Origin of the sequence: Acinetobacter sp. ACNIH3, assembly GCF_002918965.1 — a bacterium.
Taxonomy (GTDB): domain Bacteria; phylum Pseudomonadota; class Gammaproteobacteria; order Pseudomonadales; family Moraxellaceae; genus Acinetobacter; species Acinetobacter schindleri.
The window spans coordinates 71,901-92,597 of record NZ_PQLP01000002.1; the positions used below are offsets into that span (position 1 = coordinate 71,901).

Genomic DNA, 20,697 nt, shown 5'->3' on the forward strand with positions numbered 1-20,697 from the left:
TTTGCGCTTGGTATGGAACTAAGCCTAAGGGGAGTTAAAAAATGAGCATATACGTCACTTTACGTATATACCGTTTAGCTGAATTATTTTTAGATACTAATAGGCTGGGCATAGTTATTGCTTTTAAGAGCAGATATTTAGCTTTATTTGATCTGTATGGACCCAACAGCGAATACCAGTCAGGCACCGCAGCGCGTCATTCATACCCGGCGTAAATACAATACCTGGGTGGTCGATGAAAGTATTGAGGATTACGCCCTGCGCTATGCCCCTAAATCCGTCCGGAAATGGTCACTATGGACAGTGACCAACACGGCGCTTGCGGCCGTCAGTTTCCTGGCAATGGAGGCACTTGGAGCAACCATGCTCTGGCAGTACGGTTTCAGTAATGCTTTCTGGGCACTGGTGGTTGTGGCGATTATCATTTTCCTGACCAGCTGGCCGATTGGTTATTATGCTGCCCGTTATAATGTCGATATTGATTTACTGACCCGTGGTGCCGGATTTGGCTATATTGGCTCCTCCATTACCTCGGTCATTTATGCCAGTTTCACCTTTATCTTTCTCGCCTTTGAAGCCGCTATCATGGCGCTGGCATTGGAGCTAGGCTTAGGGATACCCCTGAGTATTGGCTACCTGATTTCAGCACTGGTGATTTTGCCATTGGTGGTCAAAGGCATTGGCTTCATCAATAAGGTGCAGGCTATCACCCAACCACTCTGGTTATTTCTGCTTTTATTACCATGGTGCTTTGTCTTGGTGAAGCAACCTGATTTGATCAGCAATCTTGCATTGATTGAGGGCGCAAAAAGCCAGAGCGCTGCCTTTAATCTGTCTTTTTTTGGTGCATCCTGCACGGTGCTCTTTGCCTTGATCACCCAGATCGGAGAACAGGCGGATTATCTGCGGTTTTTACCCGATAAAAAACATATTCAGCGTAAATGGAATTGGGCAGTCTTTTTAGGTGGACCAGCTTGGATTCTAGGCGGATTTATCAAGATATTCATGGGTATGCTACTTATGGCGCTGGCAATGCAGTATCTGGTTGCCGATTCCGAACTGAGTAACCCCAATTATCTGTACTGGATTGCCTATCAACAGGTGGTCAATCATCCCGGCATCGCTTTATTTCTGACTGTTCTATTTGTCTGCGTCGCTCAGATCAAGATTAATGTTACCAATGCCTATGCAGGGTCATTGGCTTGGTCGAACTTTTTTGCGCGTCTGACACATAGCCATCCAGGGCGCGTAGTCTGGCTGGTATTCAATATCTTTATCGCTTTGCTGTTGATGGAGCTAGGGGTAATCCATGCGGTGGAGCGTGTACTTGGCTTATATAGTAATGTGGCCCTTGCTTGGATTGGTGCCATTGTTGCGGATCTGGTGATCTGTAAACCACTGGGACTGAGTCCAAAAGGAATTGAATTTCGACGGGCCTATTTATATGACATTAATCCGGTTGGAGTCGGTAGCCTGATCATTGCATCGGTCTTATCCATGCTGTGTTACTGGGGAGTTTTTGGAGAGATTGCCCGGTCCTTGGCCGGCTTTATTGCACTCGGTACGTCGATGTTATGTGTACCGCTAATTGCCTGGTTTACCAAAGGTAAATATTACTTGGCACGTCAAGAAAAGCCTGAGCTGGAACTGGTCGAAACCCAAACCTGTGTAGTCTGTGAGCATGATTATGAAACTGCAGACATGGCCAGTTGTCCAGCCTATAGCAGTCAGATCTGTTCTCTGTGCTGCACGCTTGAAGCACGTTGTCATGACCTGTGTAAGCCGCATGCACGCTGGTCTTCACAGCTCAGAGTTTTTGCAGCCTGGTTCCTGCCGAAATACTGGGTACAACATATTAATACCCGATTGAGTCTGTATATCCTGCTGATTTTCGTCTTAGGCGTGGTGCTGGCAGTCAGTCTGAGCCTGATTTATTTACAGGAGTCTGCCAGCCTGGGTGCTTTGTCACAGCAGCAGGATGCGCTGACAATGCTGTTCGTCAAAATCTATGCCGTACTGTTCCTGCTACTGTGTGTGGCCGCCTGGTGGTTAGTACTGAATGATGAAAGTCGACGTCAGGCACAGCTGGAAAGTAATACCCAGACTCAACTGCTGATAGATGAGATTGAAGCGCATAAAGTTACCGATCGCCAGTTGCAGGATGCCCGCATTCAGGCTGAAAAGGCCAATGAAGCCAAAAGCCGCTATGTGATTGGCATCAGTCATGAATTACGAACACCGTTGAACAGTATTCTCGGTTATAGCCAGCTACTGCAGAAACAGGAAAAACTGTCTGAACAGGGCGAATCTGCCCTGGGTGTGATTAGCCGGAGCGGTCAGCATCTGACTTCTCTAATTGATGGTCTGCTGGATTTGGCACGGATTGAAACTGGTAAGATTTCTTTGGAAAATTCCAATATCGACCTGCCAAAATTTCTTAAACAGATCGTGCATATATTCGAGCCACAGTTTGCCCAAAAGCAGCTGAAGTTTGATGTGGAGATCAGTAGCAAGATTCCACAGTATGTCCGTATTGATAAAAAACGTCTGGAACAGATACTGATTAATCTGTTGGGTAATGCTTTGAAATTTACCCTGGAGGGGGGAGTCAAATTTAAGGTCGATTACCGTTTTCAGACTGCTTATTTTGAAATTCAGGATACCGGTTGTGGGATTGCTGAGTCGGATGTTGAGCGGATCTTCCAGCCTTTTGAACGTGGCCGTAATGTAGTACAGGGCAGCTTTGCCGGCACGGGTTTAGGGCTGCCAATCGTGAAGCTTCTGGTCGATATTCTTGGTGGCGAGCTGACCCTGAGTAGCCAGTTAAAACAGGGTTCAGTGTTTAAAATAAAACTGTATTTACCTTCTAAATCCCTGATCCATCCGATCGCGGATGTTGCCTCTAATACCGTGACCGGTTATACCGGAGAACGCCGTAAAATACTGGTTGTTGATAATGAAGCAACCGACCGTGGCCTGGTTCTGAATTTCCTGAAACCACTGGGTTTTATTTTAGAAGAGGCAGAATCAGGTTTAGCCTGTTTGCGTCAGGTTCCAGAATTTAATCCTGATCTGATTTTGATGGATTTAAGTATGCCTTTACTGGGCGGTTGGGAAACGGCGAAATTGCTGCGCCAGAATAAAATCACCAATGTACCGATTATTATTATTTCCGCAGATGCTAATGAGCGGATGATTAATCCGGAAACGGATGTATTGAATGAAGACTTTTTAGTAAAGCCGGTCGATCTCAATTTATTATTAAACAAGATTGGCGATAAGCTGGGCTTAAGCTGGCTTCATCAGCATGAGCAGCAGACAGAACAAGAACAGCCTTCTGATCAGAAAGCACAGATCTCCACGCTGGTGGTTGAAAGCGAAAATGAATTGAACCCATCCATTTCATTGTTGAATGTGGCAGAGGTGGTCATTCAGTTGGAACAGTATTTAAGTATTGGTTTTATCCGGGGGGCAAAAGATGTCCTGCATGAATGTGGCCAGCACTTTGAACAATATAACGATATATGGCATCAGATTGAGCAGGATTTAAAACAATTTGATTTTAAAAGAGCAATTCAGCGACTTCATGAGCATGCAGATGTGCTGAAGTAGGGGTAAGGTGGACATGTTGGAAAGTATTTTGATTGTGGATGATATACCTGAAAATCTAAGTCTATTGCATGAGAGCCTGGATCAGGCTGGCTATCAGGTACTTGTGGCGACCAATGGATTTGATGCAATTGAAATTGCGCATCGCATTCAACCCGACATGATCCTGCTCGATGGCAGTATGCCGGAAATGGATGGCTTCGAAACCTGCACTCAGCTTAAAGCCAGTCCAGTGACTGAACATATTCCAGTGATCTTTATGACCGGGCTGACTGAAACCGAGCACATTCTTAAAGGCTTTCAGGTCGGTGGGGTAGACTATGTCACCAAGCCTTTAAATATTGATGAAGTTCGGGCACGAGTAAAAACCCATTTGTTACAGGCTCGTTTAATGCATCAGCAGCGACAAATGCTGGATGCAACCGGCAGTGCGATTCTATCGCTGAATCTGGAAGGTGAAATTATCTGGCAGACCCCAATCGTCAGTGAATTACTGAAAAATCATCAGGTGGATGTACAGCATTTTCAGTCCAGTTTGAATCAGTGGCTACAGGACTTGTTCAAGCAGCCAGATCAAGCACATTTACTGCATGGTCAGTATGGTTATGGCCATCAGCAGTTACAGCTTAACCTGCTCACCAAACTGTATGCAGGGCATATCTCTAAACATGTCTTGGTACAGTTGAAAGAGCAGACCCAAATGCCGAGCGCAGAGGAAATCGCGCAGGCTTGTCCCAACCTGACGCCGCGTGAAGCAGAAGTGATGCATTGGGTCACGATGGGGAAGACCAACCGGGATATTGCCGAGATCCTGCAACTCAGCCCACGGACGGTAAACAAGCATCTTGAGCATGTCTTTGAAAAGCTTTATGTAGAAACACGGACGGCTGCGGTATTGCATGTCATGTCAGCTTGTCAGAATCAGGCAGTGGCTTAGTTTTCCCTTAGTATAGGAATCTTTGGAGGATTTACGACCTCACCCTAACCCTCTCCTAGAAGGAGAGGAGACTTAAAATTTTTATTTAGATCTCGGTATTTTCATTCCAGAGGAAATAGCCGCCATACTGACTTGGTCTAAACTCACCACCAATTTCTTTTCCTTGCTCAGTTAGAAGGTGTTTACCATTTTCATTGAGTTTTAGAAAACCTTTCTCTGTCATCTTATCGAGTAAATCAGCTGTTTTAATTTTGTGCTTTGCAGCGAGTTTAGACGTGGTAAGTCTAGAAAAAGTATTACTTTCTTCATCTACCTCAGTTTCTTTAGAACCAGATTCATTTTTCACTTCATCTAGACTAATTCGGACTTCTTCACTGATACGTATAATCCGCTGAGCTTCCTCGTAGGCTTCTTTAAAGACAATATCATCTTCGTATTTGCGAACCAGAATGCCCATCTCATTATTATTGACCTGACTAAACTCATAGAGATTTAAGCTTGAGATAATACATTCAGACTCATTGAGATAGCATTTAGCATGTAGGTTCTTACAGAAACTAAGACGGACATAATCAAGTTTTTGCAGCCATTTAATCTCTTCTGGATGTAGATCGCTCTTCCCATATACGATGCGAATATCAATTTTTAGCCGATCTTTATCTTCTAATAATTCTTTAATTCGATCATTCAAACGCAAGTATGGACTAATCAGGATTAAACGTTCTTTTGCACTCTTAATCAGCTCTTCCAGGAAGAAATTCGTTGCGCTGGTATTTAAAAATTTTGCCATCGTTTCCCTCTAATCTATTTTTATTGTCTGCGGTATATTAAATGATAATTTTTATAAAATTGAAGATTTATTCAACTTTCAAATAAACTCCACTCGCCGACACATTATGACCAAAACCACAACTCATGATGTTAGTTTCTTTTACATGAAGCTGCTGCCCAACTTTTGAATCAAATTTAAAATCCAAATCAATTTTACAGTCATCTGCACGATAGCTGGTTTGAGTTTTCTTAAATGGCATGGTGGTCTGGAATTCACCGATATTCGGTCCATAAATCAGACTGCGAATTCCCATATATAAGCCATTAAATTCTATTGCATAGGACTTTGCAGTACGTTTCACTTCAATAGTATTCCATTGCCCAAAACCCGCGTAACGTACATATTTTCCAGACAGGTGAGAACTTTGCCTTGGGGCAGGAAGCTGTTTCAAGTTGAACTGGCTGTTTTTAGCGTCAGGATAGACAGAAAACCAGGCACGTGCCCATTGCGGTTTGCCTAGTTTGGCATAACTCAGACCAACATTATTAAACGCAGTACTAATTGCGTGCTCGGTAAAAGCAATGCCCCCATCTTCTACATTCATACTGCAAAAGCTTGACCATGCTGCCTGTTGTTCAAACTGTTCAACGGCCTGAGCATACTGTTTCTGATCATAGAATTGCTTGCCAGTGGCTGCATAGCTTTTGACTTTGGCACAGCCAGCCCGTAATTCCTGTTGAAAGGGGGTATCTGAAAAACAAAGAGGACTCAAAGCAGTCAGGGCGATAGCAGCTAAAGATTTATACATGGTTTGCTCAGTTTTAATTCTTATTCTGAATAAAACACACAGCATACTTCAAGTAAATATTGGTCTTGTGATTAGAAGAGATTTCCTTCGATTTTGAAAGTTTCAGGAAACTGATATACATCGCAATTATGTCCGGTACCAATCCGGTCGACCACGGCAAAATCACTGGGTTCCTCTAGTGTCAGCAGGGGATGATGCCAGGTACCTGCCCGGTAATTGACCCCCTGTGTCCCATCTGTAATAAATGCACAAAGCTGAGACAGATCCGGAGTATCTGTATCCAAACTTGGCGCAACGACAATCAGGAACTTTTGTCCCTGCATGGGGATAAAGGCTTGAGAACCATTCGGATGGCGTTCCAGCATGGAGATTTCAAAAGGAATTTGAGTACTTTTAATATTTCTAAAAATACTGATCCCCGCTTTGGCATCTCCCATAATTTCAGTCATCACCAGTGCATGATAACGCTCGGTATGTGCATCGTTGATATGGAAATAGTCATTACCCTGACAGCTGATGACTTCACCAAAACGAGCAAAGTTTTCACTGGTTAATAGCTGAATTTGGATGGTATTTTTCATTCTTTTATATTCCTTTTGCTCGTATTTTTATGACAAGACTTTCTTGATTAATCTCACTATTTTATCCCTGTATATTAAGTAAGCAAGAAGGATACTTTGAGGAAAATGTGAGTAGAAAGTAAATGAGCGGATTTGATCTGTCAGAAGGTAGGGATAAGTTTGGCAGTGAACCCGATTCTGAGATCAGGTCCACTGCCATCTGTTAAAACAGCTGTTCGATTGACCATCCTGTGGAGAGGGAGGGTCAATCGCATTAATCAGCTACCTTTCCCCATAAACGGATACGGCTAATACCGCCATCAGGAATCATATTCACACGGATATGTGAAATCTTTTCATGTGCCAGAATTTCATTGATAAAGCTATGCACATGATCCATCTGCATGGGCTGGGCTTCAAGCAGGAAAGGCCAGAACATACTTTGTGGAATCAGTTGCGGATCAGTCGCATCTTCTATATAGACAGCTTGAATGGAGACTTCTGCTGGATAGTTGCCTTTGAAGTGTGCAGTATCAATATCAATTTTTTCAATTTTTCCAGCTTGGCCTAAAGCCAGAATACACCAGTCAAAACCTGGAGCACGGCGACGTTTGGTTTCCCAGCCATCGCCCATATTGATGCCACGGCCTGGGTTAATCAGGTTACGTGGATGACCAAAGTGCGCATCACTGTAGGCGATCACACGGCCGCCATTTTCCAGTGCCAGCAGATCCAGAGTTTCATTACTGTCTTTTAACTGAATCTGGACCTCCCCATAAACGCGCAGACGGGCTACACCACCATCCGGGTAAATATTTAAACGCAAATGGGTATAAGTGTTTTCTGAAGCAATTTGAAAAATATGATGCTGGCTTGGGCCTAATATACTGTTTGGTAAAATTTGGTGCCATTCAACCTGCTCCAGGTTCTGATCTGGTGCATAGCAGGCTTCAACTGCAGCAGAGGCAGGATAGTTGCCACTAAAAAAAGTGGTATCAATATCCAGTGCACTAATTTTTCCCGCAACACCGAGCTTTACAATTGCCCAGTCATAGCCGGCATGACGCTTGCGGCGGGTTTCCCAACCGTCCATCCATTTACCATGATCATCGAACTTATCTTCGACAAAAATAGGTGCTGTAAATTGGAGCATGCGTTGTGCTTCAGCAAAAAAATCATCTGAACATTGCAATACTTTTGCACCAATACGCTCATCTGCCAGATTAGTAAGTTGCTGTAACTGTGCAGGTATTTCAAAAGCAGGTGCAAACAGGGTCGCCATATCAATCTTCCATTCTAAATTTATTCAACTGTCATTTCTTACAGGCTAAACATAGCCAATGCCCTGTTTTTTCTCCCCAAAACAAGGCAGTTCTTTAAAAAATAATGCACAGCATGTGCCAACTTAAATCTGGGTATTTGAAACTATTCGGAAAATGGCACACTTTTCGCTTTGTCTCCCTGAGATGGATCAACATTTATGAACTTAGGGGGAACAATGAATATCACCATTATTGGCGCCGGGATGGCGGGCTTAACCACAGGCATTGCATTAAAGAAGTTCGGACATCAGGTCAGCATTTATGAGCAGGCCGAACAGATTTTGCCTGTGGGTGCTGCGATTTCTCTCTGGTCCAATGGGGTGAAATGCCTGAATTATTTAGGTTTAACTGATCAGGTCGCCCAACTGGGCGGGCAGATGGATAATCTGGCTTATGTTGATGGTCTGACTGGCGATGTGATGACCCAGTTCAGCCTTTATCCGCTGATTGAAGAAGTAGGACAGCGTCCATATCCGGTCTCTCGTGCCGAATTACAGAATATGCTGATGGATGAATTTGGTCATGCTGATATTCATCTCGGTAAAAAAATGGTGGCGCTCAATGATGATGGACAACAGGTCACCGTTAGCTTTGCAGATGGTTCAGAAATTCAAACAGACTTGCTGGTTGGTGCCGATGGAACCCATTCCATGACCCGCGCTTATGTGCTCGGTGAAACTGTATCGCGTCGATATGCCGGTTATGTGAACTGGAATGGTCTGGTTGAGGTATCGGAAGATTTAGCCCCTGCTGATCAATGGACCACTTTTGTCGGTGAGGGTAAACGTGCTTCACTGATGCCGGTTGCAAATAACCGTTTCTACTTCTTTTTTGATGTGCCCTTGCCAGTAGGGCTAGAGAATGAGCGTAGCCAATATAAAACATTACTCAAAGAATACTTTAAAGACTGGTGTCCTCAGGTTCAAAAGCTGATTGAGGCAATTGATGAGCAGCGTACCAATCGTGTCGAAATTCATGACATCGAACCATTTGCCGATTTTTATAAAGGCAATGTCGTCATTGTCGGCGATGCAGCCCACAGTACAACGCCGGATATTGGTCAAGGCGGTTGCCAGGCGATGGAAGATGCAATCTATCTGGCTCGTGCACTTCAGATCAATACACTGGGATTACAGGACTCATTACGTCGCTATCAGAATAAACGCAATGAACGTGCGAATGAACTGGTGCTGCGTGCGCGTAAGCGCTGTGATGTCACTCATATGAAAGATAAAGAGGTAACAATGGAATGGTATGAAGAATTACGTCGTGAAAATGGCCCACATATTATGAAAGGCATTATTAGCAATATTATCGGTAACCCTTTGGACTGAAACTTGTATGAAAATTCATGATAATAAGCATATAAAATAATAACAATGATTGATCAGCAGAAGGGCGTAAGCCCTTTTTTTTATCTCTGTATTTTCTTGTTGCAGTCAGTTTTTAATATAGAAAAATCTAAAGTGAATTTTGATCCAGGTTCAGCTGAAGCAAGACCAGATCACGCCACTGACCAAATTTTTCTCCCACCTGTGGCATATAACCCGTTTGAATAAAGCCAAGTTTTCGATGCAAATGAATGGAGGCTATATTTTCCGAATCAATTGCTGCCACCATGATATGTATGCCCTGCCTGCTGGCAATTTCCATTAAGCGCAATAACAACTGTTTTCCTATCCCTTGACCAGTGTAGTCAGGATGGAGAAAGACCGCATGTTCAATTGTTTTAGAGAAACCCTGAATACTACGGAACTCATCATAATTGGCATAGCCAATGACTTTAGCTGTAGGCTGATGTTCTGCAACGAGTACCGGATAGTTCTGATCTTGAAGGGTTTTGAACCAGGCCTGTATATCTGACCATGCCATCGCAGTATGGTTCCAGGTGGCAGTACCGTTGATAATCTCCTGATTATAAATATTAAGGATACTTTCAAGGTCGTCTATATTGGCTGTACGGATCTGAACTGCACTCATTGAACCACCTACTGATTAAGTTAAATTAAAGAAATAAAAAAAAGCAGAACCGAAGTTCTGCTTTTAAGATAACATCTCTTAGAAGTGATACTTCACAAGAGCGCTGACATCGTGTTGATCTAAACCTTTAATGGCATATTTGTTATTCCAGACAGAATGCTCAATACCAAGGTAAAGTTTAGTCTCAGGAGAAATGTGTTTGCCTACATTCCATTTGTACTGAGATGTCCAGTTCAATTCACTTGCGTGACCATTTTTCTCAGCAGTTGACCAATCCAGGAAAGCATCTGCCAGGAATTCTTCAGAACCGATTTTAAATGGCACTGCATAAGTGATGGTCATTTGATAATCATCTGGTGTGTCATCGTTGTCAGCTTTGTAGAAATTGATATTCGCATAACTTGTGTATGGAATATCAAGTGCAAAACCAATACCATATAAATAGTTGTTAAAGTCAGTATTAGCGCTAGCGCTGCCTTCCCAAGTTGTCGCGATAAGAACGTCTTTAATTGGACCCAATTCAAGTTTTTGACCTGTTACAGCGCCCAGGCTTAAACGTGGTGCAACTTCGAAATAGGTTTCATTACCAAAGTCAGTATTACTACGGTCAGCAAAAGCAAAAAAATCGCCATACTTAAGACCTGCTGCATATTCAGCAGTAATCGTGGTCTGTTTGTTGTCATCACCTGCAAAAGGGACAGCATAGTTTTCACCATACAGACCTGTTAAGCTAAAGTCTTGCCAGATAGGTGCTGCTTGAGTAACAGCCGCAGTAGAAGCCAATGCACAAAGTGCTACGATTTGTTTAAGTTTCATTTAAAATCTCTCCCCCAAGAAAGCAGATAAAGCATACAGATTAATAAGTAAAAATAAAGTGAAAATTGACCGGTAACTGAAATTTATATGCAATATTCCGACCAACTTTTTTAACCCAGGTTTAGTGGTGGCTATCTACTGCCGGTTCAGCATTGGCCAAAGTCTTAGTCTTAAACCAGTTTAAATGGTTGAATAAGATATTCAGTAAAATGGCCATTAAACAGGTTGAACTAATACCAGAGTGGAATAAAGTTTGAACCCATTTTGGAAAATCTGCATAAAAACTATGATCAATAATAGGCACCATGCCGGCAGCGATTGACGTTGCTACAATGATCAGGTTCTTTTGCTCGTTATAGTCAATCTTCGCTAAGGTACGAATACCACTGGCTGCAACTGTTCCAAATAACACCAAGCCTGCACCCCCCAGCACCGGTACGGGAATAGACGCAATTAAACGGCCCATAATTGGTAGCAAGCCCAGTACCACCAGAATAATGCCGCCTGCGGTCACAACAAAACGACTCTTAACTCCAGTAATCGCTACCAGTCCAACATTCTGTGCAAAAGCACTTTGCATAAACGAACCGAAGATAGGGGCTGCGGCACTCGATAGCATGTCCGCACGCAAGCCATCAGAAATACGGTCAGCATCGACTTTGGTGCCAACAATTTCACCAACTGCAATAATATCAGCCGTGGTTTCAGTCATGATTACCAAAGTCACAATCAACATGGAAAGAATAGCTGTCAGTTCAAAAGTAGGCATGCCAAAAGCAAAAAAACTTGGGAATTGTAACCATGCACCATCTGCCACTTTAGAAAAGTCACCAAAACCGATTAAACCTGCAATTATGCTTCCTAATACAATAGATAGCAGAATGGACAAACGACGTACTGTGGCATTGCGGGATAAATTTAGCAAAATCACAATAGCTAAGGTCATTAGCGCCAAGCTAACATTTTCTGCGCTACCCCAGTTTTCAGCATTTTTGTTGCCACCCATCATCCAGCGTACTGCAACTGGCAGTAAGGACAGACCAATGATGGTGATCACACAGCCAGTGACTACCGGTGGGAAAAACCGGATAATTCTAGAGAAATAGGGTGCCAGGAAGAAACCGATCAGACCAGAGACAATTACAGCGCCATAGACTGCCTGCAATCCTCCTCCGGTGGTCACGATCGCCACCATAGTGGCTACGCCAGCAAAAGATACCCCTTGTACCAAAGGCAAACGAGCACCGACATATTTTACGCCTGCTGTTTGTAAAATCGTTGCCAGGCCACCTACAAATAGTGCTGCGGCAATCAACAGACCGATTTCCATACCACTCAGGCCTGCAGCAGTACCCACAATCAGGGGTGGGGCAATAATACCGCCATACATGGTCAATACATGCTGCAAGCCATAAGCCGCACTTTTTCCAACCCCTAAAAATTCGTGTTCGGGTGAGACAGTTTTTTCTTGTTCTGACATATAAAATCCTTCTCTATTCTGAATAATGAGCGGGCTAACTTAACTACCGCGATAGGTCGAATAAGCAAAAGGGCTGATGAGTAATGGAATGTGATAATGCTGAGCAGCATCTAAAATGCTGAAATGGATCACAGCCTTTGGAAAAAAGGTAGCCAGGCCTTGGGCATCAAAATAGGCTTTGGTCGCAAACTCGATGCAGTAGTCACCGGCATGAATACTGTCTAAGCCAAAATCCGGTACCAGTACCCGGCCATCATTATTGGTGCTAGCAGTCGCCAATACCTGACCTGTGGCATCCATTAATTTGACTTCAACATCGGCTGCAGGTTTACCCAGATGAGTATCAAGAATATGGGTGCTGATCATGAATCAATCTCCTGTGCCAGACGTAACAAAGCAATTTCTAAAAGTTGCTGATGAACAATACGCTTTTCAGTATCCAGGTCATTCACCAGGCGGTAATTCAATGCTGTCAGAATCTCTTCGCTACTACGACCTGCTGCGCGAATCAGGAAGATGAAATCAAATTTTTTCTCATAGGCCAGATTGCCTTTTAGCAAAGCGGCTTGAGTTTCTTCATCTTGTGAAATCGAGGCCTGTTCCCGTTCGGAAAAACCTTCTTCTTTGGCGGTTAAAGCAGTCTGTGCCTGCTTTTCACCAATCCGAGGATGGGTTGCGAGCGCCTTGTAAATTTCTTCCCAAGTCCAGGTCTGTGCCTGTCTTTTGGCAGCTTCGAGCAGCTCATCGCATGAAGTAAAAGGTCGTTGCTGTTTTAATTCTTTAGCCCAACGGTCAATATGCACACACTGCTTGAGCAGCAGTTCAATATCGCTGTCAGATGCCTGGTTAAATTCAGTTAATTGCATAATTAAAGTTTGTTATCCATATTTCTCACTGGAAATTGCAATAACAATGCCAAATTGTTGAAAATCGCCTAATAGGGGGGCAACCAAAAGGTCAAAATAAAAAAAGAGAGCATGAGGCTCTCTTTGGATGATTTGAGTGAATGATTAATCTTGGTGCGCAGGAAAATGATGCGTATACCAATGCTGTGCAATATCGTTGCGACGACAGATCCATACTTTGTCATGGCTCTGTACATAATCCATAAAGCGCTGCAAGGCTTTGAAGCGTCCCGGACGTCCGAGCAGGCGACAGTGCATGCCAATTGACATCATTTTTGGTGCAGTTTCCCCTTCACTGTAGAGCACATCAAAGGCATCTTTTAAATATTGGTAAAATTGCTCACCTGAATTGAAACCACCCGGAGAGCTAAACTTCATATCATTGCACTCTAATGTATAGGGGATGATCAAATGAGAGCGTTTTTGACCATTTGGTTCAGTTAAGGTGCTCCAAAATGGGAGGTCATCACCATAATAATCAGAGTCATATTTAATCTGAGAAAATTCAGCTAATAATTGACGTGTATTGGGACTATCGCGTCCGGTATACCAGCCAATTGGCGTTTCACCAAAGAGTTCAGTCAGCACACTTAAGGCCTGATCCATATGCTGACGTTCAATTTCAATCTCCATATCCTGATAATGCAACCAGCGCTGACCATGTGAGACCACATCATAATCAGCCGCCTTAATGGCCTCGACGATATAAGGATTACGAGCCAGTGCCATACCGACTCCAAAAATTGTCATAGGCCAGCCACGTTTTTGAAACTCCTCATGAATACGCCAAAAACCAGCACGTGAGCCATATTCATACATTGAATCCATGGAGCGATGTACTGCTGGAAAACTGGCAGCCCCCACGATTTCGGACAGAAACTGCTCGGAACCGCTATCACCATGTTCAACATGATTTTCACCGCCTTCTTCATAGTTCAATACAAACTGTACCGCGATCCGGGCAGCATTGGGCCACTGTGCAGGGGGTGGTTTGCCGTGATAGCCGATTAAATCGCGTGAATATTCTTGCTTTTGTATCGTTTCAATCAATTGTTTTCCGCGTAAGTAAGCAGTAGTCACTATTGGTTGTCCTTTTGCTAAAAAAATCAAAATATCACTTGCATATTTTTAAGAGAGGACCGATATTCAAGGTATAAGGACACGGTTCTGCAGACTCAAAAATGTGTTCATCATTCAATGTGGAGGGTTAATCCAAAACGATTTGAAGAAGTGAAATGCAATACAAAACAGCAAGCTACAAACGTGCCAAGATAAAAAATCTGCACTAAAAAGTTACAATGATTTGAGGATGGTATTTTATGAACATTGAACTCCGTACCGATAAAAATATTCGCAATAGTGATCGTCTAATTACTTACGTTCGTACCGAATTAAATCAGGAATTCCAGCGCCACAGTGAGCGTATTACCCATTTCTCCGTGCATCTTAGTGATGAAAATGCCGCAAAAGGTGGCGATGATGATATTCGCTGCATGATCGAAGCACGTCCTGCTGGCTTGAAGCCAATTGTGGTCAACCATCATGGTCACAATATTGATACCGCAATTCGTGGGGCCATTGATCGTTTAAAACGCAGCCTGGAACATGTAATTGAGAAAAAAGACAATGTGCGTGGTAATCCGCTAAAACTTGCCGAAGAAATGGTTACAGATATAGAAGAATAAAAAGTTTGCAGATGAAAAAGGCCCCTACGGGGCTTTTTTCAATTTTAGATAAAATAAACGAATGAGAATAAAACAAATCCTGCTTTATTCGGCATAATAGTCGAAAACGAATTGAAGTGAGCTCCATCATGTTAACTGCGCAACAACAGCTTTTTGTGCAAGCACTCGAAGAACTGGATCTGAATCAGGTGAAAAAGCTCCTGGCAGATGGACTCAACCCAAATTTTATTGATATGGAAAAAGGCCCGGTCATTTCTGTCTGGTCAGATGGTCTGTTCAAGTGGTGGGAAGAAGTTTGTGAGGCTTATGAAGCAGGCAATGTTCTATCTAACGAAGAAAAACAACAGAAGCTTCAAGTGCATCTTGATATTCTGGATGCCCTGATTGCAGCCAAAGTGAATCTGCACCTGTGGGATGCCGAAGAAATTTATGGTCCACTTTGGGACGCTGCCAGTGCTGCCTGTGTACCTGCCGTACAACGTTTACTGGATGAAAATGTCGATCCAAATACCCGGGATGAAGACGGTCTGACGATTCTATCTTCAATCTGTGATCTGTTCTTTGACTGTGACTTTGATGAAGTTAACTGGGCAGAAGCACTGGAAGAAGAAAAGCAGACACTGGAACTGCTGCGTAGCCGTGGCGCGAAGATGTCCAAAGAACTCGGTTAAGACTTAAAAAGAAAGAGTAGCAATCTATGACAACATTAAAGACATTGGGTTTTGTGGCACTGGCAAGTGTGAGCGCGCAGGTATTTGCTGCAGATTTTGCTTTCGACCGTCCAGGCACGGGGTTTAGCACGACGACGATACCAGTAGGGCAGTTAGCCTGGGAACAGGGCCTGCCTTCTGCCAGCTATGTTGAATCAGGCAATGACTATAGCACCACACTCAATGCTGATATGTTGTTGCGTACCGGTTTAAGTGACAGCCTGGAATTACAACTGGGCTGGCAGGGTCCATCTTGGTCTAAAAGTAAAATAGATGGTATTAAATCAGAAGATGATGGTCTCGGTGATGTCAGTATTGGTCTGAAGAAAGCTATTGATCTGGATGATGAGCGACTTTCAATGGCCTTACTGGCTGAAGCACTGATTGCGACAGGTAATCCAGGCTTTAGTAATGAAGAAGATATTTATAGTTTAAGTTCAGCTGTGGCTTATCAATATAATGATCTGGTCAATACTTCAATTACCATGCGCTATGAATGGCAGGATGATCAGTGGGCCATCCAGGCCGTACCGACACTGGAATATAAAATTACTGACAAATGGTCAGGCTTCTCGGAATTTGTCTATCGTAAGGCTGAAAGCCAAGATTATGAATATGGGCTGGGTACAGGCGTAATGTATGCCCTGAATGATCGTGTTCAGCTGGATGCCAGCGTGGGCGTGGATCTGAATGGTACTGATAAGAGTTATACCTCAGGTCTGGGCGTAGCCTTCCTGTTCTAGGAGTTTTGACCAGTCGTCATGGATGCCGAAAAACTGAAAGCCTGGAGTAGATCTGGCTGCCGAATCCTGTTCGGGAGCCTGCTGCTAAGTTGTGCAGTACAGGCGCAAGCACCTTTATTGTCGCCTGATCAGGCTTTTCCATTTACGGTGGTTTCCAGCAGTCCGCAGCAGGCGGAACTCAGCTGGGAAATTCCAGACAACTATTATATCTATCAGCATATGGTGGAAGTTCAGCAGGGTGGCCAAATACTGCAACTGGATTTGCCACCTGCTGAAGACCTGCATGATGATAATTACGGTCAGACTCAGGTTTACTATCAACAATTACAGTTCAATATTCCGACACAAGCCTTGCAAACCTATCAGGTGACCTGGCAAGGTTGTGCCAAAGATCGGCTCTGCTATCCGCCACAAACGGTTGAATTTAAGACTGATCTATCCGGCTTGGTACAGTATCAGCCTACAGAAGGCGGTTCTAAACGGTTACTTGATCTGAGTAATTCATCAGACCAGAAAAATACTATTCTGAATAATAGTTCTGAATCTGTCGAGGTGAGTACATTAGATAATAAGGATGGCTCCAGCTTTGCTGCCAAAGACCAGAAATGGTCTGAACAACTGGCAGAAAGTTCATTAGGCTATGGCCTGTTGCTGTTTTTTGGCTTAGGTATGCTGCTGGCTTTCACGCCTTGTTCCTTGCCAATGTTACCGATCTTGACCTCACTGATTGTGCGGGATCGACGCGGAATGCAGGCCTGGATGGTTGCCTTGTGCTTTGTCACCAGTATGGCTCTGGTCTATGCAGTACTAGGCTTGATTGCTTCTTCTGCCGGACTGAATTTCCAGCGCTGGCTACAGCAGCCCGCTACTTTAATTGCCTTTAGCTTATTATTTGTGGCTTTTGCCCTCAACCTGTTTGGTCTGTTTGAAATCAAGTTGCCACAGCGTTTGGTACATCGACTGGATCAGGTTCAAGCCATGCAACAGGGCGGGACTCTGGTCAGTGCCAGTATTATGGGCATGGTGTCAGCACTGTTGGTGGGTCCTTGTATGACAGCACCGCTGGCAGGGGCATTACTGTTTATTTCTCAAACCCAAAGTCAGTGGCAGGGTGCTTTGCTTCTATTTACCTTAGGCTTTGGTATGGGAACTCCTTTGCTACTAGCCAGTGTTCTCGGTTCGCGTATATTGCCTAGAGCGGGACATTGGATGAATCAAGTTAAGGTTCTGTTTGCCTTTATCATGCTGGCGCTGGCATTGTATTTTATTCGCCCCCTGATTTCAGAAGCAGCACTACAGTGGCTCTCTCTTGGGTTGGGCTTAAGCTTTGTGGCCTACATATTGGCACGGCTGTTCTGGAAAAATAGCGGACTGCGATGGTTGTATATTATCTGCCTGGCAACGGCAGTGCCGTATATTATTTATAGTCAGTATCAGCACAGTCAGCGCTTCTTTGTTGAAACTGCTCAGCAACAGGCGACTTGGCATATCGCAGCGACTGCTGCTGATTTTGAGCAGTTACTGGCTACAGTACCAAAAGGGCAGCGAGTTATTATCGATGTCTATGCCGACTGGTGTGTGGCCTGTCAGCCTATCGAACACCGGGTGCTAAAATCAGCTCAGGTACAGCAGGCTTTGGCGCCGTATTTTCTGATCAAACTGGATCTCAGTCATTATGATGTAACGCATCAAGCACTGTTAAATCAGTGGGAAATTCTGGGTCCACCGACATATCTCTTCTTGAATGATCAGCAACAGGAAATTCGTGGCTTGCGTTTGACTGGGGCTTTTACTGAAGCTGAATTATTAGAACAAATAGAACGTTTTGTTCAAGCGCAATAAAATAATTTTATGCAGTATGCAATTATGGAAAAGTCAATTAAATCACGAATGATGCAGTTGCATCCCGCCATCAAGTGTAGTGTTATAAGCTTTAACCAGATTACGACCACTCGCTTTGGCTTGATACAGGGCTTTATCTGCCTGACTCAATAACTGTTGTGGGCGAAGTTCTGGACTAGATAATGCAATACCAAAACTTGCAGTGACATGAATGCGCTGACCATCATCACTATAAATTTCCAGCTGCTGAATTGCAGCACGGCAACGTTCTGCAACCTGACGCGCCTTTTCCAGATTGGAATTTTTCAGGATCAAAATAAATTCTTCACCACCAAAACGGCCAACCACATCACTTTCACGTAGCAGCAAGGTGAGCACCTCACTGACCCGGATCAGGGTTTCATCACCTTTATGATGCCCATAATAATCATTAATTCTCTTGAAATGATCCAGATCTAACAAAACTAAGGCATAACTTTCCAGTTTCACGCTATTCAGTTTATCCAGACATTGATTGATACTACGTCGGTTAAACAGATTGGTTAATGGGTCAATCTGGCTTAGGTGCTGAATCAGTTTTTCACGGTGTCGCCACTGGCTGAGCAGGATTTCAAACAGCATCATACAGATAGTCAGAATAGGCAGAATAAAATACAACATGGATACCAGCCAGAAACCGTTATAGAACAGTTTGCCTGGAATGGTAAAAAGTGGTGAATAAGTAAGCTGACCGGTATAGCTCAAATAACCGCAAATACTGAGAAAAATTGAAGCTGGAATCAGCATGCTATATACCAGCGTTCGAGAAAACAGGACCAGCCCTACTGTAATCAGGCTCACATAGGCAATCATGGCCACTGGACTGACGACACCAACAATATAGGCATCACGGCAAAGGGAAACCACAAAGATGCCGACTGAGATATAGGGCAGATAACGTTCGACGCGGGTGTTATTTCGAAATTTATAACAGGGATAAATCAGGCAAAGCAGAATCAGTAAAAACAGGCTATTGAGGATAATCTGCATTTTTGCCACGCTTATATCCACATATTGCCAATATTCAGGACTGAGTAAAACAAAGATATCCCAAAGCATCCAGCTGAGATGGATACCACAGCCAAGTACAAGCATGAGGATACATTTTTTCAGTATCCCCCAATTCATCACCACTTCTTCTTCAACCAGATACTTGGTAATTTTATACTTGAAAATAGCTTGCAGAGCAGGCGAAATACGCTTCATACAAGGCTGTGTCCTATAATGACCATTCTAAATTATAAATATCGTAATAAATAAAATGTTTTATTTCTTGGGCTTAAGATAACATGAATATACTGCGAAAGAGAACGGTTATATTTTGTACAGCTGGGTCATTTTAGTAAAGTTTGAAATTTAGATCGTTGTAACATGCAAAAAGATTACAGGATGGGCAGGTCACAGTGATGTGTCTGGCTTTTTAAATATTTACCAAATAGAAAATTTTCCCGCACCATCCTGAAAATTGAAAAATATAAAAGCTGGGCATTTAGTCCTGATCCAGACGGTGTGCGAAGTCGGCCAAATCAGCCAGAGATTGTCGGGCTTCATCAAACCAGGCGCTAAACATCTGAAAATTGTGCCACATACCTGTATATAGCTTGAACTCTACTTCAACCCCTGCTGCGAGGGCCTTATCGCGGAGACGCTGCGCATCATCCAGCAAAATTTCCTTGGAACCGACCTGAATATGCATGGGTGGCAGACCAGTTAAGTCGGCAAAATAAGGTGATACTTCAGGATTGCCATGCTCGATTGACGAAGGTACATAGTATTGAATGCCACTTTCTAATGTTTCAATGGATAACAGGGCATCATGTACCTGATTGTAGCGCAAGGATTCACTGGTCAGGGTCAGATCAACAAAGGGAGAAAGCAGGATCAAACCACTGGGCTGAGGGAGTTCCAGTTTCTGAATTTTTAGGGCTAGCGCCAATGCCAGATTTGCCCCACAAGAATCTCCAGAGAGAATGATATCTTTGGCTTGCACGCCTTGATCTAACAGTTGCATATACACATTGAAAACGGCATCCAGTGCGGCTGGATAAGGTGCTTCAGGAGCAAGTGGATAATCTACATGCAGCACCTGCATTTGGGTACGGGCAGCAATCTGGCTCATAAAAGCACGATGGGTCTTCATTGAACCCAAATAAAAAGCACCCCCATGAATATGGAAAATCAGCTGGGTAGCTTCTTGTTGAGGCTTGATTTCTTCTGCATTCAGGCCTGCCAGTTTTAAGGATCGTATTTCAACATTTTTGTCTACAGGAAAAAGTTTGCAGAACTGTTCAAGGGCTTTTCTAAGCGCAGCAGGCGGGAGATTAAACTGGCTGGGTTTACGGATGGAAGTCTTTAAAATCGTTTCTGTAATTAACTGTTTCGTAAGGGGACTAATCTTCATTTTCTTTCCATCTTTTTATGTTTTCATTGGTCTGGTATGTTATTTACCAACAATATTTACAAGGTTACACTAGATAGTCACATCCAGA

Annotated in this window: 19 protein-coding genes; 7 read left to right on the forward strand and 12 right to left on the reverse strand. The window is 43.5% G+C overall.

The genetic code is table 11. The features are described from left to right. The first annotated feature begins 156 nt into the window (after positions 1-156). Positions 157-3,612 carry an ATP-binding protein gene (locus tag C3420_RS01765; RefSeq protein ID WP_048882158.1) on the forward strand — a complete coding sequence of 1,152 codons (3,456 nt, stop codon included), beginning with the start codon at positions 157-159 and terminating at the stop codon, positions 3,610-3,612. Between the two features lie 13 nt (positions 3,613-3,625). Beyond that, positions 3,626-4,546, forward strand: a complete 921-nt coding sequence (locus C3420_RS01770; RefSeq protein ID WP_048882159.1) for a response regulator — start codon at positions 3,626-3,628, stop codon at positions 4,544-4,546. An 85-nt stretch (positions 4,547-4,631) separates the two neighbouring features. Here C3420_RS01770 and C3420_RS01775 read toward each other — a convergent pair whose 3' ends face one another. The 4 genes from C3420_RS01775 to alc form a co-directional block, all read right to left on the reverse strand. Further along, positions 4,632-5,336, reverse strand: coding sequence for a phospholipase D family protein (locus tag C3420_RS01775; protein WP_048882160.1), 705 nt, complete (start codon positions 5,334-5,336; stop codon positions 4,632-4,634). Positions 5,337-5,403: 67 nt separating this feature from the next. Continuing rightward, a complete protein-coding gene (locus tag C3420_RS01780; RefSeq protein WP_008305805.1) occupies positions 5,404-6,126 on the reverse strand; it encodes a hypothetical protein in 723 nt (240 codons plus the stop codon). A gap of 71 nt (positions 6,127-6,197) precedes the next feature. Next, complete coding sequence (locus tag C3420_RS01785) at positions 6,198-6,707, reverse strand: ureidoglycolate lyase (protein ID WP_048882161.1); 510 nt, start codon at positions 6,705-6,707, stop codon at positions 6,198-6,200. 253 nt (positions 6,708-6,960) lie between these two features. Then, a complete protein-coding gene (alc, locus tag C3420_RS01790) occupies positions 6,961-7,968 on the reverse strand; it encodes an allantoicase (RefSeq protein ID WP_048882162.1) in 1,008 nt (335 codons plus the stop codon). 216 nt (positions 7,969-8,184) lie between these two features. On the opposite strand from alc, the gene hpxO reads away from it, so the two are divergent. Further along, positions 8,185-9,342, forward strand: a complete 1,158-nt coding sequence (hpxO, locus tag C3420_RS01795) for an FAD-dependent urate hydroxylase HpxO (protein WP_048882163.1) — start codon at positions 8,185-8,187, stop codon at positions 9,340-9,342. A 127-nt stretch (positions 9,343-9,469) separates the two neighbouring features. Here hpxO and C3420_RS01800 read toward each other — a convergent pair whose 3' ends face one another. From C3420_RS01800 to puuE, 6 genes are all read right to left on the reverse strand, one after another. Then, positions 9,470-9,988 carry a GNAT family N-acetyltransferase gene (locus tag C3420_RS01800; RefSeq protein WP_048882164.1) on the reverse strand — a complete coding sequence of 173 codons (519 nt, stop codon included), beginning with the start codon at positions 9,986-9,988 and terminating at the stop codon, positions 9,470-9,472. Between the two features lie 78 nt (positions 9,989-10,066). Beyond that, positions 10,067-10,804, reverse strand: a complete 738-nt coding sequence (locus C3420_RS01805) for an outer membrane protein OmpK (protein ID WP_005220527.1) — start codon at positions 10,802-10,804, stop codon at positions 10,067-10,069. A gap of 121 nt (positions 10,805-10,925) precedes the next feature. After that, complete coding sequence (locus C3420_RS01810; RefSeq protein WP_048882165.1) at positions 10,926-12,284, reverse strand: nucleobase:cation symporter-2 family protein; 1,359 nt, start codon at positions 12,282-12,284, stop codon at positions 10,926-10,928. 39 nt (positions 12,285-12,323) lie between these two features. Continuing rightward, positions 12,324-12,650: a hydroxyisourate hydrolase gene (gene uraH, locus C3420_RS01815; RefSeq protein WP_048882166.1), complete on the reverse strand. Its 327-nt coding sequence runs from the start codon at positions 12,648-12,650 to the stop codon at positions 12,324-12,326. Continuing rightward, positions 12,647-13,150, reverse strand: coding sequence for a 2-oxo-4-hydroxy-4-carboxy-5-ureidoimidazoline decarboxylase (gene uraD / locus C3420_RS01820; protein WP_048882167.1), 504 nt, complete (start codon positions 13,148-13,150; stop codon positions 12,647-12,649). Before uraD ends, uraH begins: the two co-directional genes overlap by 4 nt. 144 nt (positions 13,151-13,294) lie before the next feature. Further along, positions 13,295-14,269, reverse strand: coding sequence for an allantoinase PuuE (puuE, locus tag C3420_RS01825; protein ID WP_048882168.1), 975 nt, complete (start codon positions 14,267-14,269; stop codon positions 13,295-13,297). A 239-nt stretch (positions 14,270-14,508) separates the two neighbouring features. On the opposite strand from puuE, the gene C3420_RS01830 reads away from it, so the two are divergent. The 4 genes from C3420_RS01830 (at position 14,509) to dsbD (ending at position 18,169) form a co-directional block, all read left to right on the forward strand. After that, positions 14,509-14,874, forward strand: a complete 366-nt coding sequence (locus tag C3420_RS01830; RefSeq protein WP_048882169.1) for an HPF/RaiA family ribosome-associated protein — start codon at positions 14,509-14,511, stop codon at positions 14,872-14,874. Positions 14,875-15,002: 128 nt separating this feature from the next. Continuing rightward, positions 15,003-15,545 carry an ankyrin repeat domain-containing protein gene (locus C3420_RS01835; RefSeq protein ID WP_004890821.1) on the forward strand — a complete coding sequence of 181 codons (543 nt, stop codon included), beginning with the start codon at positions 15,003-15,005 and terminating at the stop codon, positions 15,543-15,545. Between the two features lie 26 nt (positions 15,546-15,571). Beyond that, complete coding sequence (locus tag C3420_RS01840; protein WP_048882170.1) at positions 15,572-16,327, forward strand: transporter; 756 nt, start codon at positions 15,572-15,574, stop codon at positions 16,325-16,327. A gap of 18 nt (positions 16,328-16,345) precedes the next feature. After that, positions 16,346-18,169, forward strand: coding sequence for a protein-disulfide reductase DsbD (gene dsbD, locus C3420_RS01845; protein ID WP_103799772.1), 1,824 nt, complete (start codon positions 16,346-16,348; stop codon positions 18,167-18,169). Between the two features lie 42 nt (positions 18,170-18,211). On the opposite strand, the gene C3420_RS01850 is transcribed toward dsbD, so the two are convergent. Together C3420_RS01850 and C3420_RS01855 are read right to left on the reverse strand one after the other, a co-directional pair. Beyond that, the gene (locus C3420_RS01850; RefSeq protein ID WP_103799771.1) at positions 18,212-19,414 is read right to left on the reverse strand and encodes a GGDEF domain-containing protein; all 1,203 of its coding nucleotides are present in this window, start codon (positions 19,412-19,414) and stop codon (positions 18,212-18,214) included. Positions 19,415-19,697: 283 nt separating this feature from the next. Next, on the reverse strand, positions 19,698-20,609 hold the full coding sequence (locus C3420_RS01855) for an alpha/beta hydrolase (RefSeq protein WP_005220538.1): 912 nt from the start codon (positions 20,607-20,609) through the stop codon (positions 19,698-19,700). Positions 20,610-20,697: the final 88 nt, after the last annotated feature.